The sequence below is a fragment of the Rhizobium sp. P2_G2 genome (assembly GCF_056403555.1).
Map to the genome: position 1 here is coordinate 46126 of NZ_JBFUFF010000038.1, position 17876 is coordinate 64001.

Sequence of the window (17876 nt, forward strand, 5' to 3'; positions counted from 1 at the left end):
GCTTGACACGGCAAGAGATATGTTTAACATGTTAAATATAACAAGGAAGAGGTACGGGAGGAACGATGCCGCACTTCACCATGGAATATTCGGCAAACCTGGATAACCAGGTTGACTTTGACGGTCTCTGCCGCGCCGTGCATGCGACGATCATGAAGACCGGCCTGTTTGAGCTGGGGGCGGTGCGCGTGCGGGCGATCCGCTGCGAGTCCTATGCAGTCGCCGATCTCCTGCCGGAAAATGCCTTCATCGACATGTCCTTCCGCATCGGCCAGGGCCGTTCCTTCGAAGAGCGCAAGGCCACGGGCGAAGCAATTTTCGCGACGGTCACCGACTTTCTCTCCGACCTGTTCCAGACGCCGCATTTCGCGCTGACGCTGGAGGTTCGCGAGATCGATCCGGATTTGAGCTGGAAGAAGAACGCCATTCACCCCCGGCTCAGGGCGCAAGGCGCCTGAGCCCATCTGCTATCCGAGACCCAATCCTGCGCTCGCATTGCGGCGCACCGCCTGATGGAGACTGCATGTCGAAGTTCGAAGAAAACCTGGAAAAGGCCAAGGCCTATCTCGCCCGTTTCGAAAGCGGCGTGCTGAACCGCATCGGCGGCGAGGATGTCGCGGCCGTCGATGGCTCGACATTCGAGACGATCTCGCCTGTCGATCTCAAGCCGCTGGCCAAGGTGGCACGTGGCAAGGCCGAGGATATCGATCGTGCCGTCAAGGCAGCCAAGGCGGCCTTTCCGGCCTGGGCGGCCATGGATGGTACCGCGCGCAAGAAGCTGCTGCACAAGATCGCCGACGCCATCGTCGCCCGTGCCGAAGAAATCGCCTTCGTCGAATGCATGGATACCGGCCAATCGCTGAAATTCATGGCCAAGGCAGCCCTGCGCGGCGCCGAGAATTTCCGCTTCTTTGCCGATCGCGCGCCGGAAGCGCGCGACGGCAGGACGCTGCGTGGTCCGGGCCAGGTCAACATGACGACACGCGTGCCGATTGGGCCTGTTGGCATCATCACGCCATGGAACACGCCGTTCATGCTGTCGACCTGGAAGATCGCGCCGGCGCTCGCCGCCGGCTGCACCATCGTCCACAAGCCGGCGGAATTCTCGCCGCTGACGGCACGCCTGCTGGTCGAGATCGCCGAAGAGGCCGGCCTGCCGAAAGGTGTCTGGAACCTTGTCAACGGTTTTGGCGAGGATGCCGGCAAGGCGCTCACCGAACATCGTGACATCAAGGCGATCGGCTTTGTCGGCGAAAGCCGCACCGGCTCGATGATCATGAAGCAGGGGGCAGATACGCTGAAGCGCGTGCATTTCGAACTTGGCGGCAAGAATCCGGTGATCGTCTTTGCCGATGCCGATCTCGAACGTGCCGCCGATGCCGCCGTCTTCATGATCTATTCGCTCAACGGCGAGCGCTGCACCTCGTCCTCGCGGCTGCTGGTCGAAGAGAGCGTCTACGACAAGTTCACCGCCCTGGTGGCGGAAAAAGCCAAGCGCATCAAGATCGGCCATCCGCTCGATCCCGAGACGGTGATCGGCCCGCTGATCCATCCGGTGCATGAGAAGAAGGTGCTCGAATATATCGCGATCGGCAAAGGCGAAGGTGCGACGGTTGCTGCCGGCGGCGAGAAATTCGCCGGCCCTGGTGGTGGTTGCTATGTCTCGCCGACGCTGTTCACCGGCGCCAACAACCAGATGCGCATCGCCCAGGAAGAGATCTTCGGGCCGGTGCTGACCGCCATTCCTTTCAAGGACGAAGCCGAAGCGCTGGCACTTGCCAATGACGTCCAATACGGCCTGACCGGTTATCTCTGGACGTCTGATGTCACCCGCGCCTTCCGTTTCACCGACGCGCTCGATGCCGGCATGATCTGGGTGAATTCGGAAAATGTCCGGCATCTGCCGGCGCCGTTCGGCGGCGTCAAGAATTCCGGCATCGGCCGTGACGGCGGCGACTGGTCGTTCGATTTCTACATGGAAACCAAGAACATCGCCTTCGCCACCGCGCCCCACGCCATCCAGAAACTCGGCGGCTGAGGGCGTCGCCCCCGCCGCATTCTCACAGATTTGCCTGCCGAGACAGGCTCCGAGGAGGAATGAATGCCCCTGCCGAAACCCAATCTCTATCCGCCCTTCAACATCGTGCGGCTTAGCCATGTCGAGCTCGCCGTTACTGATCTCGCCAAGTCGCGCGCCTTCTATGTCGATACACTCGGCCTGCAGGTGACCGACGAGACCGGCGAAGCGATCTATCTCCGGGCGATGGAAGAGCGCGGCCACCACTGCATCGTGCTAAGGAAATCCGCCACTGCCGAAGCCCGCGACCTCGGCTTCAAGGTGTTTTCGGAGGAGGATCTCGACAAGGCCGAACATTTCTTTAGGGGCAAAGACCTGCCGGTCGAATGGGTCGAGCGGCCCTATCAGTCGCGCACCTTCCGCACCCGCGATCCGCATGGCATTCCGCTGGAATTCTATGCGACCATGGACCGGCTGCCGCCGATCCACCAGAAATATGCGCTCTATAGGGGCGTCAAGCCGCTGCGCATCGACCATTTCAACTGCTTCTCGCCCAATGTCGACGAGAGCGTTGCCTTCTATAATGAGATCGGCTTCCGGGTGACGGAATATACCGCCGATGAAGAGACGGGCCGCCTCTGGGCCGCCTGGACGCACCGCAAGGGCGGCGTGCACGATATCGCGTTTACCAATGGCCGCGGTCCGCGCCTGCATCACACCGCCTTCTGGGTGCCGACGCCGCTCAACATCATCGATCTGCTCGACCTGATGTCGACCACCGGCTGGCTTGCCAATATCGAGCGCGGCCCCGGCCGGCACGGCATTTCCAACGCCTTCTTCCTCTATATCCGCGATCCCGACGGCCACCGTATCGAGATCTATTGCTCGGACTACCAGACGGTCGATCCAGATCTCGAGCCGATCAAATGGGACCTCAAGGACCCGCAGCGCCAGACGCTCTGGGGTGCGCCGGCGCCAAGATCCTGGTTCGAGGAAGGCAGCACGTTTGCCGGCACCGACGTGGTCGATTCCGTGCTAAAGTCTCAGCCGATCGTCGCGCCGTAACCGACGGTCGCGAGGCGGAAAAACGAGATCACGAAAGCATGGCAATGGACAGCGAAGAATTCAGGCATTGGTCGCAAAAGGCCGCCGATTGGGGTGTCGATTATCGCAACGGATTGCGGGAGCGCCCTGTGCGCGCCCGGACCAAGCCGGGCGACATCATCAAGCAGATCGGCGAGGTCGTGCCGGAGGCCGGTGAGCCGATGGAAGCGATCTTTGCCGATTTCGAGCGGATCATCCCCGATGGGCTCACCCATTGGCAGCATCCGCGCTTCTTCGCCTATTTTCCCGCCAATGCCGCGCCCGTGTCGGTGATCGCGGACTATCTGGTGACGTCCATCGCCGCGCAATGCATGCTCTGGCAGACCTCTCCGGCGGCGACCGAGCTCGAAACCCGCGTCGTCGATTGGCTGCGCCAGGGGCTTGGCCTGCCGGATGGCTTCTCCGGCGTGATCCAGGATTCGGCGTCCACCGCGACGCTCGCGGCCGTCCTCGTCATGCGCGAGCGGGCGCTAGGCTGGAAGGGGAACCAGGACGGATTGGCGGCGCATCCCGCCGTGCGTGTCTATGCGTCCAAGCAGGTGCATACCTCGATCGACCGGGCAATCTGGATTTCCGGTATCGGCGAGGCCAATCTCGTCAGGATTGCGACCAAGGGGCCGCTGAACGGCATGGATCCGGAGGCGCTGGACGCGGCCATCGCCGCCGACCGCGCGGCAGGCCTGATCCCGGCAGGCATCATCGCCTGTACCGGCGGCACCTCGATCGGCGCCTGCGACCCAATCGCAGACGTCGCCGCCGTGGCGAAGAAATATGGCCTCTATCTGCATGTCGATGCCGCCTGGGCAGGCTCGGCAATGATCTGCCCTGAATTCCGCACCCTCTGGCAGGGCGTGGAGGAAGCCGACTCGATCGTCTTCAATCCGCACAAATGGCTCGGCGCCCAGTTCGATTGCTCGGTGCAGTTCATCCGCAATCCGGAGGAACAGGTCCGCACGCTGGCAATCCAGCCGGAATATCTGAAAACCCATGGCCATGACGGCATCATCAACTATTCCGAATGGTCCGTGCCGCTCGGCCGCCGCTTCAGGGCGCTGAAGATCTGGTTTCTGCTGCGCTATCACGGGCTCGAAGGGTTGCGCGCCATGATCCGCAATCACGTCGCCTGGTCCGTTGAGCTGGCAGAGAGGCTGGCTGCGGAGCCGGATTTCGAGATCGTCAGCGCCCCCGTCCTGTCGCTCTTCTCCTTCCGCCACCAGGGCGAGGACGATGCGGATCAGCACAATATCCGGCTGGTCAATGCGATCAACGACGACGGGCGCATCTACCTCACCCAGACCCGCGTCGACGGGCGGATCGCGATCCGTTTCCAGGCGGGACAGTTCGACATGACGCGCGACGATGCGGAGGCCGCCTTTGCGGTCATCACAGAGATCGCCCGCACGCTAAAATAAGACGCGCAAGCGTGAAGATCAGGAGACGGATATGAACGAACGGCCACGTTTTGCCGCGTTTTCTCACGCTGGCACGCTCAAATACGGGCTGGTCAAAGATGGCGGCATTGTCGATCTTGCAGCCCGTTATGGGGCGCAATGGCCGACCTTGCGCGAGGTGATCGAGGCTGGGGAACTGGTCCGGCTGGCGGATGAGGCTTCAGCGCTGGGGCCGGATTTTTCGCTCGACGACATCCGCTATGAAATCCCCATTCCGGCGCCGGAAAAGCTGATCTGCGTCGGCGTCAATTTTCCCGATCGCAACGAGGAATACAAGGACGGGCAGGCCGCACCCTCCAATCCGTCACTGTTCATCCGCTTTCCGCGCTCGTTCACTGGCCATGACCAGCCGCTGATCCGGCCGCCGGAAAGCCCGCAGCTTGACTATGAAGGCGAGATCGTCATCGTTATCGGCAAGGGTGGCCGGCGCATTGCCGAAGCGCAGGCGCTCGATCACATCGCGGCGCTGTCGCTCTGCAACGAAGGCACGATCCGCGACTGGGTGCGGCACGCCAAGTTCAACGTCACCCAGGGCAAGAATTTCGACCGCACCGGCTCGATCGGCCCATGGCTGGTGCCGTTTACCGACGAGGCGCAACTGGCCGATATCCAGCTCACCACGCGCGTCAACGGCGAAGTGCGCCAGCAGGACCGGACCAGCCGGATGATTTTCTCCTTCCGCAAGATCATCAACTATATCTCGACCTTCACCACACTGGTGCCAGGCGACGTCATCGTCACCGGCACGCCGACCGGCGCCGGCGCCCGCTTCGAGCCGCCGATCTGGCTGAAGCCCGGCGATGTCATCGAAGTCGAGGCCGACGGCATCGGCCTCTTGCGCAACACCGTGGCCGACGAGGTTTGATCATGCTGACAGCGGAAGAGGTAAGACAGGCTGCCGAACGGCTCGACACTGCCGAGAAGACCAGGACCCAGACCGGCCTCATCTCGCTTCGGCATCCCGGCGCCACGATGGATGATGCCTATGCGATCCAGGATGCCTGGGTGAAGAAGAAGATCGCCGCCGGCCGCAAGGTGATCGGCTGGAAGATCGGGCTGACATCGAAGGCGATGCAATATGCACTCAACATCGACATCCCCGATTCCGGCGTTCTGTTCGACGACATGTGGTTCGAGGATGGCGCGGTCATCCCGCAAGACCGGTTCATCCAGCCGCGCATCGAGGCAGAAATCGCCTTCGTGATGAAGGCGCCGTTGAGGGGGCCGGGTGTCACCGTCTTCGACGTGCTCAATGCCACCGATTATGTGACGCCGGCGCTGGAAATCCTCGACACCCGCATCCTGCGCGTCGATTTGGAGACCAAGAAGGCGCGCACCATCGTCGATACCATCTCCGACAATGCCGCCAATGCCGGCATCGTCATCGGCGGCCGGCAGATGCGGCCCGATACGGTCGACATGCGCTGGATGGGCGCCATCGTCAGCCGCAACGCCGAGGTCGAGGAGACGGGCCTGGGTGCCGGCGTGCTCAACCATCCGGCACGCGGCATTGCCTGGCTTGCCAACCGTCTGGCGCAGTATGGCGACGGGATCGCGGCGGGGCAGGTCGTGCTCGCCGGCTCGTTCATCCGCCCGGTCGAGGCGCGTCATGGCGACACGATCAATGCCGATTTCGGGCCTTATGGCACGATCTCCTGCTTCTTCAAGTAATCCGGAATCCGCCGATGCCTGCACCGAAGAACACGTTCAAGGCCGCCCTCAAACAGGGCAAGGCCCAGATTGGTCTCTGGGTAGCCTTGACCAGTCCCTATACGGCGGAAATCTGCGCCGGTGCCGGCTATGACTGGCTGCTGCTCGACGCCGAACATGCGCCCAATGACATCCAGACGCTGGTGGCGCAGTTGCAGGGCATGTCGAAATACCCGGTCCATCCGATCGTGCGGCCGCCGATCGGCGAGGGCTGGATCATCAAGCAGATCCTCGACATCGGCGCGCAGACGATCCTCGTGCCCATGGTCGAGACGAAGGAGCAGGCCGAAGCCATGGTCCGCGCCGTGCGCTATCCGCCGCACGGCATCCGCGGCGTCGGCGCCTCGCTGGCGCGCGCTTCCGGCTTCAACCGCATTCCGGACTATCTGCAGACGGCCAATGACGAGATCTGCCTGCTGTTGCAGATCGAAAGCCGGGCAGGGCTCGCCAATCTCGATGCGATCGCCTCGACCGATGGCGTCGACGGTGTCTTTGTCGGCCCTGCCGACCTCGCCGCCGACATGGGTTTCCTTGGCAGACCGGGCGCACCGGAGGTGCAGGCTGCCGTCGAGGATGCGTTGACGCGCATCCAATCCCACGGTAAGGCATCAGGCATCCTCACGGCGGACCAGACGCTGGCCCGCCGCTATGTCGAGATGGGTGCAGGCTTCGTCGGCATCGGCTCCGATGTCGGATTGCTGGTCAATGCGACGACGAAACTGATTGCCGATTTCAACATGGGCAAGACGACGGCCGATCCCACCACTGCCGGCAAGGTCTATTGATGCGGCTCATTCGGTGCGGGCGACAGGATCCGGACCGGCACCGACGACGCGTTGCGTCCAGAATGCGGACGGCGGGTTCGCGGCGGCGTTTGGCAAGTCGACCTCGTGGCCATTATTTATCGGAACGCAGCGTCAGCGAGGTGACGCCGGCCGCCAGGGCCACGCCCGACTGAAGTTCGAGCGATATGGGCTGCAGTGCAAAGGAGCGTTTCGAACCGCCGAGAAGGATGTTTGCTCCCAACCCGACGCCGAGGGATGCCGATGCATCGGCGCCGGCATATTTTCCCGCAAGTGCATGGCGTTTCATTCCGGCGATTGGTGCGAAGACGTTCCAGGCGAGAACGCCGCCGTTGGTGGCGCCAATATCGATCCCAAGTTTCTCTATCACACCGTAGTACTTTTCGGCGCGACCTTGAGTGGATACAAAGTTACACTGTATTTCCTTCCTGGACGCGATGATAAGGCCGAGACCGGCGGCGATGTCGCAACGCAGCGCTCCCACCTTCACGTTCTGTGCGGCATATGCTGAATTTTCGCCTGCCGCGATTGCGAGCAGGGCGGTCGACAGGGCGATTGCGCGAAGTTTCATAATGCTCTCCTGAAATGGGATTTGCCGACACATTGAAAGCGATCTCGCACGCCACCGGCAGTGTCGTTCAGTGGTGCGTTTTACGAGATCGACGGCAACCGAGGTCACGCACGAGAATGAGTCCAGTGCATTGCATGTTTTTATTCCATTGCGGGCTGGACATGAAGCTTCGGAAAATACTCAGCGATGGCGCCGAAATCCCGAATGGCGCCGTTCTATGCGGCCTCTGCGGCCGCCACAGCGAGGCGCGCCAGCGCAGGCAGGGATTTCGAACCGGTTTTCGCCATGATCGACGCGCGGTGGTTTTCGACCGTGCGCTGGCTAATATGAAGGTCGGCGGCGATATTCTTGCTGGGATGTCCCGCAAGGACGAGTTCCATGATCTGCCTTTGACGGACGGTCAGGGACGCGATCTGTCTGACGGCCTTGGCAGTCCACAGGCTGCGGTTCGCGACATCATGGGAATGCGCCAGCGCACGCTCGATGATTTCCAGCAGGTGGGAATCGGAAATCGGCTTTTCGATGAAGTCGGCCGCGCCGGCCTTCATGGCGTTGACCGCCATCTGCACATCGCTGCTGCCGGTGATCATGATCGCCGGCATCCTGTTGCCGGACTGCTTGAGATTTTGTAGGAGTTCGACCCCGTTCATGCCTGGAAGGTAGGCATCGACCAGTAGGCATCCGTCTTGATCGTGAGGCATCCTTCTCAGAAACGCTTCGCTGCTGGCAAAAGACTGCGTGGAAAGACCATGTTTTTCAAGCACGAGGCACAATGCCGCGCGCAGTTCTTCATCGTCGTCGATCACGAAAATCACCGATTGGCCGATCGTGACCGTTCTCTCCGGGACGTCGACGTCCAAAGCCGCCGGTTTTACGATTGGTAACGCCAACAATTGAGCGATCGCATTCATGACCTCATCGGGTTTGACAGGTTTGCTCAACCGGATCAGATGCTTGCTGGATAGATCTGCAACTGTCCTGGTCGAAATATCGCCTGTGAGGATGATGGCGGGAATTTCGTCGCCTCTCACGTTGCGTATTTCTCTTATCGCCTGTGCTCCGTTCATCCCGCTCGGCAAATTGTAGTCTGAGATGATAAGATCCGTCGTTTTCACCTGCATTCTCATGAGCTTGAGCGCCGCAGGGCCATTGGCGGCCGCCAACACCACGTGGCCTTCATCGGTGAGGAGTTGCTGCAGCAGGTCGCGTATCTCGGGATCGTCCTCGATAACAAGGATCGTGGCGGAACGCGTGGTGGGATGCGCAATCGATGCCGTCGGTGAAATGCGTTGTTCCACAGGCTCCTGCATATCGGATATTACCCGACCGACTTCGATGGCAAACACCGATCCCTTCGATTGCCGCGACCGGACTTGGATCTGGTGGCCGAGCAAGCCGCCGAGCCTCTTGACGATCGACAGGCCCAAGCCCAGACCTTTGCTGCGTTCGCGCGCGTCGTTGTCGATCTGGTGGTATTCGTTGAATATCGCCTGTAGTTCTGCTTCGGCGATGCCGATGCCTGTATCCCAGACTTCGACGCTGACGATATCGCCATGCCGGCGGCATCCCAGCAGAACCTTGCCAGTCTTGGTAAATTTGAAGGCATTCGACATCAGGTTGCGTACCATCTGCTCCAGCAGATGCGGGTCTGTGTGAACCACAAGACTGCTGTCGACGACCCGGAGATCCAGTCCTTTTGCATTGGCGGTCAGCGTCAGTTCGCCCCGCAACTTGGCAAACAGCGACTGAATGGGAATGTTGCCCATCTCCGCGGTGACCTTGCCCGCCTCGATCTCATTGATGTCGAGCAGATCGTTCAGCATGCCCGACATCGTGCCGAGGACTCCGTCGAGCCTGACGAGCAACGCCCGCGCACCGTCTTCCTTCACTCTTCGAACCAGCAGGCTTTGCAGCAGGCTTATCGTTTGCAGCGGCTGACGCAAATCGTGGCTTGCGGCGGCGAGAAAGCGTGATTTTGCCGCATTGGCTGCCTCCGCCTGACGTTTGGCTTCCTGGAGGGCCTCGGACGTCCGCCGCAATTCGCTGACATCGACAAAGGTGATCACGACACCTTCGACGGCTCGATCCTCATCCAGATAGGGCATGATGCGACGCATATACCACAGGCCGCTCCTGGCTTCGATATTGCGTTCAAGCGGAACATGATCAGCCAGCACGAGGGCAGCATCGCTCAGCAGCGTCGTGTCGACGGCAAGCGAGCTCAGATCTGCCAGGGGCCTGCCGATATCGCCGACAATCACGTTGAAGAGCGTCTTCGTCGCCGGTGTGAAAAACCTGATCTTGAGGTCGGCGTCGAGAAAAAGGGTGGCGACCGCGGTGCTGTAGAGAATGTTCTGCAGGTCATTGGAGGTCGTGCGCTGCCTTTCCAGCGTTTCCTGAAGCTGGCCGTTCAGCGCCGTCAACTCCTCGTTCAACGATTGCAATTCTTCTTTCGAGGTCAACAGTTCTTCATTGGCGGACTGATATTCCTCATTGAACGACAGAGCCTCCTCGTTAACAGCCTTCTGCTCCTCGCCGGAAAGCTCCAGGTTGCGGATTGCTCCATTTAGTTCCGTTCTGGTTGCTTCCAGCTCGCTCTCGAGCTCCCGTACGCGCGTCAGATCGGCAGAGTCGACAGCAGCGTTTGTCGCCACGCGCCTTGCCTCTTTCGGCTTATCGGCGAAGCAGATCAGGCACAGGCTCTGCCCCTCGTTTTCGACAGGCCGAACGTGAATATCGAAGCGCCTTTTGTAATTCTCGCCGGAGATTTCGCCGCCGGAGACGATCACAGGCTCATTCTGCTGTCTGCAGCGCTGGATTGCCGACCGCAGCTTTATGTGCAGGTTCTGCGGCGCCATGGCGAAAAGATCGACAGTTGGATAGCCGGGTGCAAGCGCCAGATAACGAGCGATGTGCCCCAAAGAATAGAGGCACTCATTTTTCTGGTTGATCAAAATGGCGGCCGGCGCGAAATTCTCCAGAACCAGCTGTCGGCAGAGATCGGCGAGAGCGGTGGGTCTAGGTGAATACGGCTGGCGACTTGATTGCGGCCGCATTCTGGCAGAATCGACACCCAGCGAAAACATCATCTCGCCGGGACGGCTATGTCCAATGCGTCGATAAACGCGGTCTGGTTTGGAAATCGTCTCAAATCGCCCTTCCACCCTGCCTGCGGTTTCCGAGCTGCCCAGCAGCAATATGCCACCGTCACAGAGGGCGAAGTGAAAAAGAGCGATGGCCTTCGCTTGCGATTCGGGTTCCAGATAGATCAGCAGGTTCCGGCAGGAAACCATGTCGATGCGGGAGAATGGCGGGTCGGCCAGCACATCGTGCACGGTAAAGACGATGGACGAACGTATTTCCGGCAAAACACGATAGCCAAGGTCTTCCTTCGAAAAGAAATTGGACAGCCTTTCGGCCGAGACGTCGGCCTCTATCGCGGCTGAATAAAAACCTTCGCGGGCAGCGGCAACGGCGTCCTCGTCCACGTCGGAGGCAAACAGTTGAATTTTCAAGCCGGATCCCGTGGCGGCCATCACTTCGCGAAACAGGATGGCCATGGAATAGGCTTCCTCGCCCGTGCTGCAGCCGGCAATCCAGATCCGTATGGCATGATCGGAAGAACGCCCCCTGATCAGATCGGGAATGATCTTATTCCGCAGATCGTCGTAGACATTGCTGTCCCGAAAGAAACAGGTGACATTGATCAGCAAGTCCTTGGCAAGGTGTTCACATTCATCCGGGTCTGCCCGCAGCAGGTCGAGGTAAAGGTTCTTGTCGCCGGCCGCGATCTCCTTCATCCCCATTCTCCGTTCGACCCGGCGCCGCAGCGTGCCCTGCTTGTAGAGCGTGAAATCGTGGGCGGTCTTCACCCGGAGCAATTCGATGATCTCCGACAGGGTCGTCGCCGGCCTCGGTGCCGCGCCCGATGTTTCGGCATGCGTGTCGACAAAGGCGGCAATTGCAGCCGGTATGTCCTGTAGCGCCAGGATGTGATCCGCGAGCCCGGTCATCACCGCATTGCCCGGCATGCCGTCATAGGCCGCATCTTGCGGATTCTGCACGATGACCAAGCCGCCCTTCTGCTTTATCGCGGCGAGACCGGCGCTTCCGTCAGCCCCTGTTCCCGACAGGACCACGCAGATCGCGCAGGAGCCGGCGTCGTCTGCCAGCGACTGGAGGAGAAAATCGAAGGGCAGACGGGCACCGTGGAGCGCAGGCGCCTTCGCCACATGCAGCCTGCCGCCGGCGACAGACAAATACGCTCCGGGGGGGATCACATAAAGATGCTCGCGTTCGATGATCGTGCCGTCGCTTGCTTCGGTCACTATCATCGGGGTGTTTCCGGCCAGCAAATCCGCAATCAGACTTTGATGGCCAGGCGCCAGGTGCTGGACGAAGATGTAGGCTATGCCGCTGTCGGCGGGGATGGCGCGGAGCAGGTTGCGAAGCGCGTCAAGGCCGCCCGCGGACGCCCCTATTGCAACGACCGGAAAACGGCGGCCAGCGTCAGGAGAGTGTTTCATCTTCTGAGATACCGTGCGTGACGACGGCCTGACCGCTTTCACATTCGATGTGCGGCTGGCTGGCATTTAAATGATCTCTTTCGCATCCTCCCCCAAGGGAGGCTTGTGGACATCGCAATCCGTCGGCGGACGTGCGTTTTGATCCACAATAAACAGATGGCCCTTTCGCCAACCACTGTCAATTCAAAGGACCGGATATAGGTGTTTTCCGAACCTGTCGCGATCCCGGCGGACCGCACTATAATTTTGGTGAAAACGACCGACGCGGAACATGTTCATCCACAGGCGACGACGTTCCTCGTCGGCTCCGATGGCTGCGTCAGCAGATACTGAGGAGAGTGCGTTATGCAGCCGGCACTTCCCGAGATCGATGGACCTGAGGCGGCGAAGAAACGCAGCATCCTCATCGTCGAAGACGAGCCGCTCATTTCGCTTGATCTCGAAGACCTTCTCGTCGAGATGGGCTATGAGGTGTGTTCGATAGAAACGACAGAAGCCGCCGCGGTGGCCGCAGCCCGCAGATACAAACCCGATCTCATGCTTGTCGATTTTCATCTGCGCGAGGGCAGCGGCATAAACGTCGTTTCAGCGCTGCTGCCGGATGGTTTCATCCCGCATATCTACATGAGCGGCGAAAGGCTTCGCGGTGACAAACTGACGCCGGGCGCGGTCGTCTTGCAGAAACCTTTCCTCGAAGCATCGCTTGCGCAAGCCATCCAGGTAGCCCTTTCAAACCGGCCGAAGACGATTTGACGGCCGTCTGCATCGGACACCAAACCGCTGATAGAGAATGCTCGGAATTTATTACGCCATAGCCAATTCGAGAGATGCCGGTCACCGCAAATAGGTGCGACCTGCTCCAGGGCTGGCGGGAACGGCCGCGGGCACCCATCAAACAAGAGGATTTGAATCATGGAAACTGTAGCGGAGTTAGCATGCTCCGACAGACGCGCTGACATCGGTGAGAAGCCAGGACAAGCTCAGAAATCGGTGCAGCTCCGCAATGCGGTCGCCCGGTTTCGTGACCCCAGTTCGTCGCGGGCGGCCTGGCAGTTTGCCTCGACGTTCTCGGCTTTTGTTGGCGTTTGCGCGGTTATGTATCTGAGCTTCGGTCTGTCTCACTGGATCACTCCCGGACTTGCCGTACTCGCTGCAGGCCTGACGGTTCGTCTTTTCATTATCCAGCATGACTGTGGTCATGGCTCCTTCTTTGCTTCGCGATCCATGAACCTTTGGGTCGGGCGCGTTTGCAGCTTGATCACGTTCACGCCTTTTGAGAATTGGCGGCATCAGCACGCCGGTCATCATGCCGCATGGAATAATCTCGACCGTCGAGATAGCGGTATGGACATCTATTCGACCTGCCTGACGGTCTCGGAGTATCAGGCCCTCCCAGCGAACCGTCGGATATTGTACCGGGTAAGCCGTCATCCTTTGGTTACCGGCATTCTATTGCCGCCTCTGATATTCCTGCTGCTCTATCGGATTCCATTTGATACGCCGAGAAGTTGGCGTCGCGAGCGCTTATCCGTGCATGTGACGAATGCAGGCATCGCTTGTCTGCTCATCAGCCTGGGCTTTGCTTTTGGATTTGAGCGGGTATTGCTGATCCAATTGCCAATACTGGCGATCGCCTCAATTATCGGTGTCTGGTTGTTCGCCGTTCAACATCGGTTCGAAGAGACGCTCTGGCAACGCGATGGCGATTGGAATTTCACGGCCGCATCGCTGCAGGGGTCATCGTACCTGAAGCTCTCGCCAGTTTTGCGATGGTTCACAGGCAATATCGGCTTCCACCACATTCATCATCTCAATCCTCGGATTCCAAACTATCGACTGCAGGACTGTCATCGCGCAATCCCCGCCTTGCAAGCCGTGCCTTCTCTTGGCTTGTGGGACGCTCTGAGGGCACCGTTCTTCGCGCTTTGGGATGAAACCCACGAGAAGATGATTACCTTTCGCGATCTTACATGAACGACGCGACGGCGCTTGCCGCTTTGACGTGTTGATGCGGCAGCAGAAACTTGGCGCAATCTGCCGATGATCGTCTCGGGGCAAACGTCCTTGTCGGCGGCATCATCATGAGTAAATTCCGAGCCTGCTCGATATAGGCGTCACGCTGTAGAGTCTCTGGGAATGCACGTGACCGCTATGCGCCGCAAAGGATTGTCAAATGATCATCCAAGTCCGGGAGATCACCGGAAACCGGCTTCGGGGAAGCGTCGTCGCGCGCGGCAGTTATGGAGAACTGACTGAAACACCAGATCTGAGCGACGCACACGAGCGGCAAGCCCTGCCTGGTGTTCTCAGCCCAATTTGCTCCAGCATATCCGTTGATGCGTTGCCAGGCCGAGAGGCGTTGGAACACGCCGACTCCGAGGTGGCGACGGGTTGAATTACGCCTTCACGCTCACCTGCATCGGAAATCCCATATGGCTGATATTCTGCCGCCCGAATTGCTGCACAAGATGGACGCGTATTGGCGCGCCGCGAACTTCCTCTCCGTTGGCCAAATCTATCTCCGGGAGAACTCCCTCCTCGACGTCCCCCTTACTATCGACCACATCAAACCACGGCTGCTCGGTCATTGGGGCACGACGCCGGGTTTGAACTTTCTTTATGTTCACCTCAACCGGCTGATCAAGCAGAATGACCTGAACATGATCTATATCATGGGGCCGGGTCACGGTGGTCCGGGAGTGGTGGCCAATGCCTACCTTGAAGGATCGTACACCGAGCGGTACCCGGCAATCGAGCGGAGCCGCAACGGTTTGCATCGCCTTTTCCGGCAATTCTCCTGGCCATACGGAATCCCAAGCCACGTCTCGCCGGAAACACCCGGCTCGATTCATGAGGGCGGAGAACTCGGATATTCGCTTGCTCATGCCTATGGTGCGGCCTTCGACAATCCGGACCTGATCATCAGTTGCATCGTTGGCGACGGCGAGGCCGAGACCGGTGCGCTCGCCACCAGCTGGCATTCGAACAAATTTCTCAATCCGGCGCGCGATGGTGCCGTCCTGCCCATCCTGCATCTCAATGGTTTTAAGATTGCCAACCCCACTGTTCTGGCGCGCATCAGCCGGCAGGAACTGACGTCGTTGTTCGAGGGCTATGGTTACGAGCCGCATTTCGTCGAGGGCAGTGATCCAGCCGTCGTACATCAGTTGCTGGCCGAAACGCTCGATCGTGTGCTGGCCAATATCCGCACAATCCAAAGCACGGCGCGTGCGACGCCCAAGTCCCAGACGGTTACCCGCCCACTCTGGCCGATGATCATTTTTCGCACGCCGAAAGGTTGGACCGGGCCGAAATTCGTCGATGGCAAACCGGTGGAGAATACATGGCGGGCCCATCAGGTGCCCATCGCCGACTTCAAGAATGTCGAACATATCAAACAGCTCGAAGACTGGATGCGCAGCTATCGTCCGCAAGAACTGTTCGATGAGCAGGGCAGGTTTCTGGACGAATTTGCGGACCTTGCCCCCTCGGGTCACCGGCGCATGGGGTCCAATCCGCATGCCAATGGCGGGGACTTGCTCGTGCCGCTATCTATGCCTGATTTCCGTGACTACGCGGTTTCCGTGCTGGCTCCTGGTGCCGTCAAGGCAGAAGCGACGCGCATTCTCGGCGGTTTTCTCCGCGATGTGATGACGCTCAATCTCGGTGCGCAGAACTTCCGGCTCTTCGGCCCCGACGAAACTGCATCCAATCGACTGGATGCAATGTTCGAGGTGACCGGCAAGGAATGGATGGCCGACACCGACGAGGTTGACGTCAATCTCAGCACGGACGGTCGTGTTCTGGAAGTGCTGAGCGAGCATCTATGCCAAGGCTGGCTTGAAGGCTACCTGTTGACCGGCCGACACGGCCTGTTTTCCTGCTATGAGGCCTTCATCCACATTATCGACTCCATGGCCAACCAGCATGCGAAATGGCTTAAGGTGTGCAAGGGCATTCCATGGCGCAAACCGATCGCATCGCTGAACTATCTGCTCACCTCGCATGTCTGGCGTCAGGACCACAACGGCTTCTCCCACCAGGATCCCGGCTTCATCGATCACATCGCCAACAAGAAGTCCGAGTTCGCCCGAATTTATTTGCCGTCGGACGCAAACTGCCTGCTGGCCGTCGCTGACCATTGCCTGCGCAGCCGGGGCTATATCAACGTGATTGTCGCCGGCAAGCAGCCTGACTGGCAGTGGCTGGGCATGGAGGAGGCGGTCCGCCATTGCACCGCAGGCGCGGGAATCTGGCACTGGGCGAGCAATGACGAAGACGGCGGCACCGACGTGGTCATGGCCTGCGCCGGCGATGTGCCGACGCTGGAAACGCTGGCTGCCGTCAGCCTGCTTCGAACATACATCCCCGAGATCCGCATCCGCGTCGTCAACGTCGTTGATCTCATGGTTCTGCAGCCACAGAGCGAGCACCCGCACGGGCTGGAAGATCGCGCTTTCGACGCCCTGTTCACGCAGGACAAGCCGGTGATCTTTGCCTTCCACAGCTACCCGACGCTGATTCATAAGCTGACCTACCGTCGCAACAATCACCGCAATATCCATGTGCGCGGTTATAAGGAGGAAGGCACGACAACGACGCCGTTCGATATGACCGTACTGAACGACATGGACCGCTATCGGTTGGCACTGGACGTGATTGAACGAATTCCCCGCTTTGGCGGTCGAGTTGAACAGGAGAGAGCAAGGTATTGGGCGACCATGGAACGCCATAAGCTCTATATCAGCGAACATGGCGATGACATGCCGGAGGTCCTTGAATGGCGTTGGGGGGCGTGACGGATGACAGCCCGCGCAAAAACAGTCTTGACGTCCGATCAGAAGAGCAGCTCTCTGGAGCCCAATTCGACATTTTGGACGCAGACGGCCGAAGCGCTATGCGCAACGCTTCACTGTCAACTTGACGGATTGACCGCAGCCGACGCCGCTCGCCGGCTCACCGAGTATGGCTCCAACAGCGATGCCGCGACAAAGACCGATAGCGTCTCCCGGGCTATCTTTCGCCGGCTGCTGGAGCCTCTTTCACTGATCCTGCTGGTCGCGGGCATCGTGTCGGTCGCGACCGGCGATGTGACCGGCGGCTTGATTATCGTTGCGATCCTGATCATCTCCATCGGCCTGGACACGTTACAGGAGGGACACGCGGTCAAGGCCGCGGAGGTGCTCCGACATTCTGTCGCGCTCAAAGCCGAGGTCAAGCGCCAAGGCTCGTTCTCAGAGATCGAGGTCGACCAGGTGGTGCCTGGAGATATCATCCGCGTGCGGGCGGGTGACATCATTCCAGCCGACGGGCTGGTGATCGCCGCGACAGCGTTTACGGCAAACGAAGCTGCGTTGACAGGCGAACCCTATCCCGTCGAAAAGCGGCAGGGCGTGGTTACGGCTTCCACCGCGGGCGAAGCCTCGAATGCCCTCTTTCGCGGCTCCGTCGCGCAGACAGGTGAGGCCCTTGCGCTTGTCGTCGGCACGGGCTCGCAAACCTTGTTTGGCGCGGCGGCGGCTTCGTTGGCGCAAGATCAGACGCTCTCGCCCTTTCAGCGGGATCTGCATCAGTACGGCCTGGTGGTCGCGCGTCTGACGCTGGCGCTGGTGGTCATCGTTCTTGCCGCAAGGATCCTGCTCGGCCAACCCGTGCTGGACTCGTTGCTGTTCTCGGTGGCGCTTGCCGTCGGGC

14 protein-coding genes are annotated in these 17876 nt (G+C 59.9%); 12 read left to right on the plus strand and 2 right to left on the minus strand.

All coding sequences use genetic code 11. The features are described 5' to 3' along the window. The first annotated feature begins 65 nt into the window (after window positions 1-65). The 7 genes from AC1D06_RS23715 to hpaI all read left to right on the plus strand — a co-directional run bounded on the left by AC1D06_RS23715 (window position 66) and on the right by hpaI (window position 7067). The gene (locus AC1D06_RS23715; protein WP_477988263.1) at window positions 66-458 is read left to right on the plus strand and encodes a 5-carboxymethyl-2-hydroxymuconate isomerase; all 393 of its coding nucleotides are present in this window, start codon (window positions 66-68) and stop codon (window positions 456-458) included. 65 nt (window positions 459-523) lie between these two features. Beyond that, on the plus strand, window positions 524-2038 hold the full coding sequence (gene hpaE / locus AC1D06_RS23720; RefSeq protein ID WP_477876285.1) for a 5-carboxymethyl-2-hydroxymuconate semialdehyde dehydrogenase: 1515 nt from the start codon (window positions 524-526) through the stop codon (window positions 2036-2038). A 63-nt stretch (window positions 2039-2101) separates the two neighbouring features. Continuing rightward, on the plus strand, window positions 2102-3082 hold the full coding sequence (hpaD, locus tag AC1D06_RS23725) for a 3,4-dihydroxyphenylacetate 2,3-dioxygenase (protein ID WP_477988264.1): 981 nt from the start codon (window positions 2102-2104) through the stop codon (window positions 3080-3082). 44 nt (window positions 3083-3126) lie between these two features. Continuing rightward, a complete protein-coding gene (locus AC1D06_RS23730) occupies window positions 3127-4533 on the plus strand; it encodes a pyridoxal phosphate-dependent decarboxylase family protein (RefSeq protein ID WP_477988278.1) in 1407 nt (468 codons plus the stop codon). A 31-nt stretch (window positions 4534-4564) separates the two neighbouring features. Beyond that, window positions 4565-5437: a fumarylacetoacetate hydrolase family protein gene (locus AC1D06_RS23735; RefSeq protein ID WP_477988266.1), complete on the plus strand. Its 873-nt coding sequence runs from the start codon at window positions 4565-4567 to the stop codon at window positions 5435-5437. A gap of 2 nt (window positions 5438-5439) precedes the next feature. Further along, on the plus strand, window positions 5440-6243 hold the full coding sequence (gene hpaH / locus AC1D06_RS23740) for a 2-oxo-hept-4-ene-1,7-dioate hydratase (RefSeq protein ID WP_477988267.1): 804 nt from the start codon (window positions 5440-5442) through the stop codon (window positions 6241-6243). A gap of 14 nt (window positions 6244-6257) precedes the next feature. Further along, window positions 6258-7067 carry a 4-hydroxy-2-oxoheptanedioate aldolase gene (gene hpaI / locus AC1D06_RS23745; RefSeq protein ID WP_477988269.1) on the plus strand — a complete coding sequence of 270 codons (810 nt, stop codon included), beginning with the start codon at window positions 6258-6260 and terminating at the stop codon, window positions 7065-7067. A 112-nt stretch (window positions 7068-7179) separates the two neighbouring features. Here the strand turns inward: hpaI and AC1D06_RS23750 are convergent, their stop codons facing one another. Together AC1D06_RS23750 and AC1D06_RS23755 are read right to left on the minus strand one after the other, a co-directional pair. Beyond that, window positions 7180-7656 (minus strand): DUF992 domain-containing protein, encoded by a 477-nt coding sequence (locus AC1D06_RS23750; RefSeq protein ID WP_477988270.1) that lies wholly within the window; start codon window positions 7654-7656, stop codon window positions 7180-7182. A gap of 215 nt (window positions 7657-7871) precedes the next feature. Then, complete coding sequence (locus AC1D06_RS23755; RefSeq protein WP_477988272.1) at window positions 7872-12248, minus strand: chemotaxis protein CheB; 4377 nt, start codon at window positions 12246-12248, stop codon at window positions 7872-7874. Between the two features lie 279 nt (window positions 12249-12527). Here AC1D06_RS23755 and AC1D06_RS23760 point away from each other — a divergent pair, with 279 nt between their 5' ends. The 5 genes from AC1D06_RS23760 to AC1D06_RS23780 form a co-directional block, all read left to right on the plus strand. Then, the gene (locus AC1D06_RS23760) at window positions 12528-12935 is read left to right on the plus strand and encodes a response regulator (protein WP_477679636.1); all 408 of its coding nucleotides are present in this window, start codon (window positions 12528-12530) and stop codon (window positions 12933-12935) included. 159 nt (window positions 12936-13094) lie between these two features. After that, window positions 13095-14156, plus strand: a complete 1062-nt coding sequence (locus AC1D06_RS23765; RefSeq protein WP_477876294.1) for a fatty acid desaturase family protein — start codon at window positions 13095-13097, stop codon at window positions 14154-14156. Between the two features lie 199 nt (window positions 14157-14355). After that, window positions 14356-14577: a hypothetical protein gene (locus AC1D06_RS23770; protein WP_477988273.1), complete on the plus strand. Its 222-nt coding sequence runs from the start codon at window positions 14356-14358 to the stop codon at window positions 14575-14577. Between the two features lie 37 nt (window positions 14578-14614). Continuing rightward, window positions 14615-16981 carry a phosphoketolase family protein gene (locus tag AC1D06_RS23775; protein WP_477988274.1) on the plus strand — a complete coding sequence of 789 codons (2367 nt, stop codon included), beginning with the start codon at window positions 14615-14617 and terminating at the stop codon, window positions 16979-16981. 3 nt (window positions 16982-16984) lie between these two features. After that, window positions 16985-17876 (plus strand): P-type ATPase actuator domain-containing protein (locus AC1D06_RS23780; protein WP_477988275.1); only part of this gene is annotated, 892 nt, incomplete at its 3' end.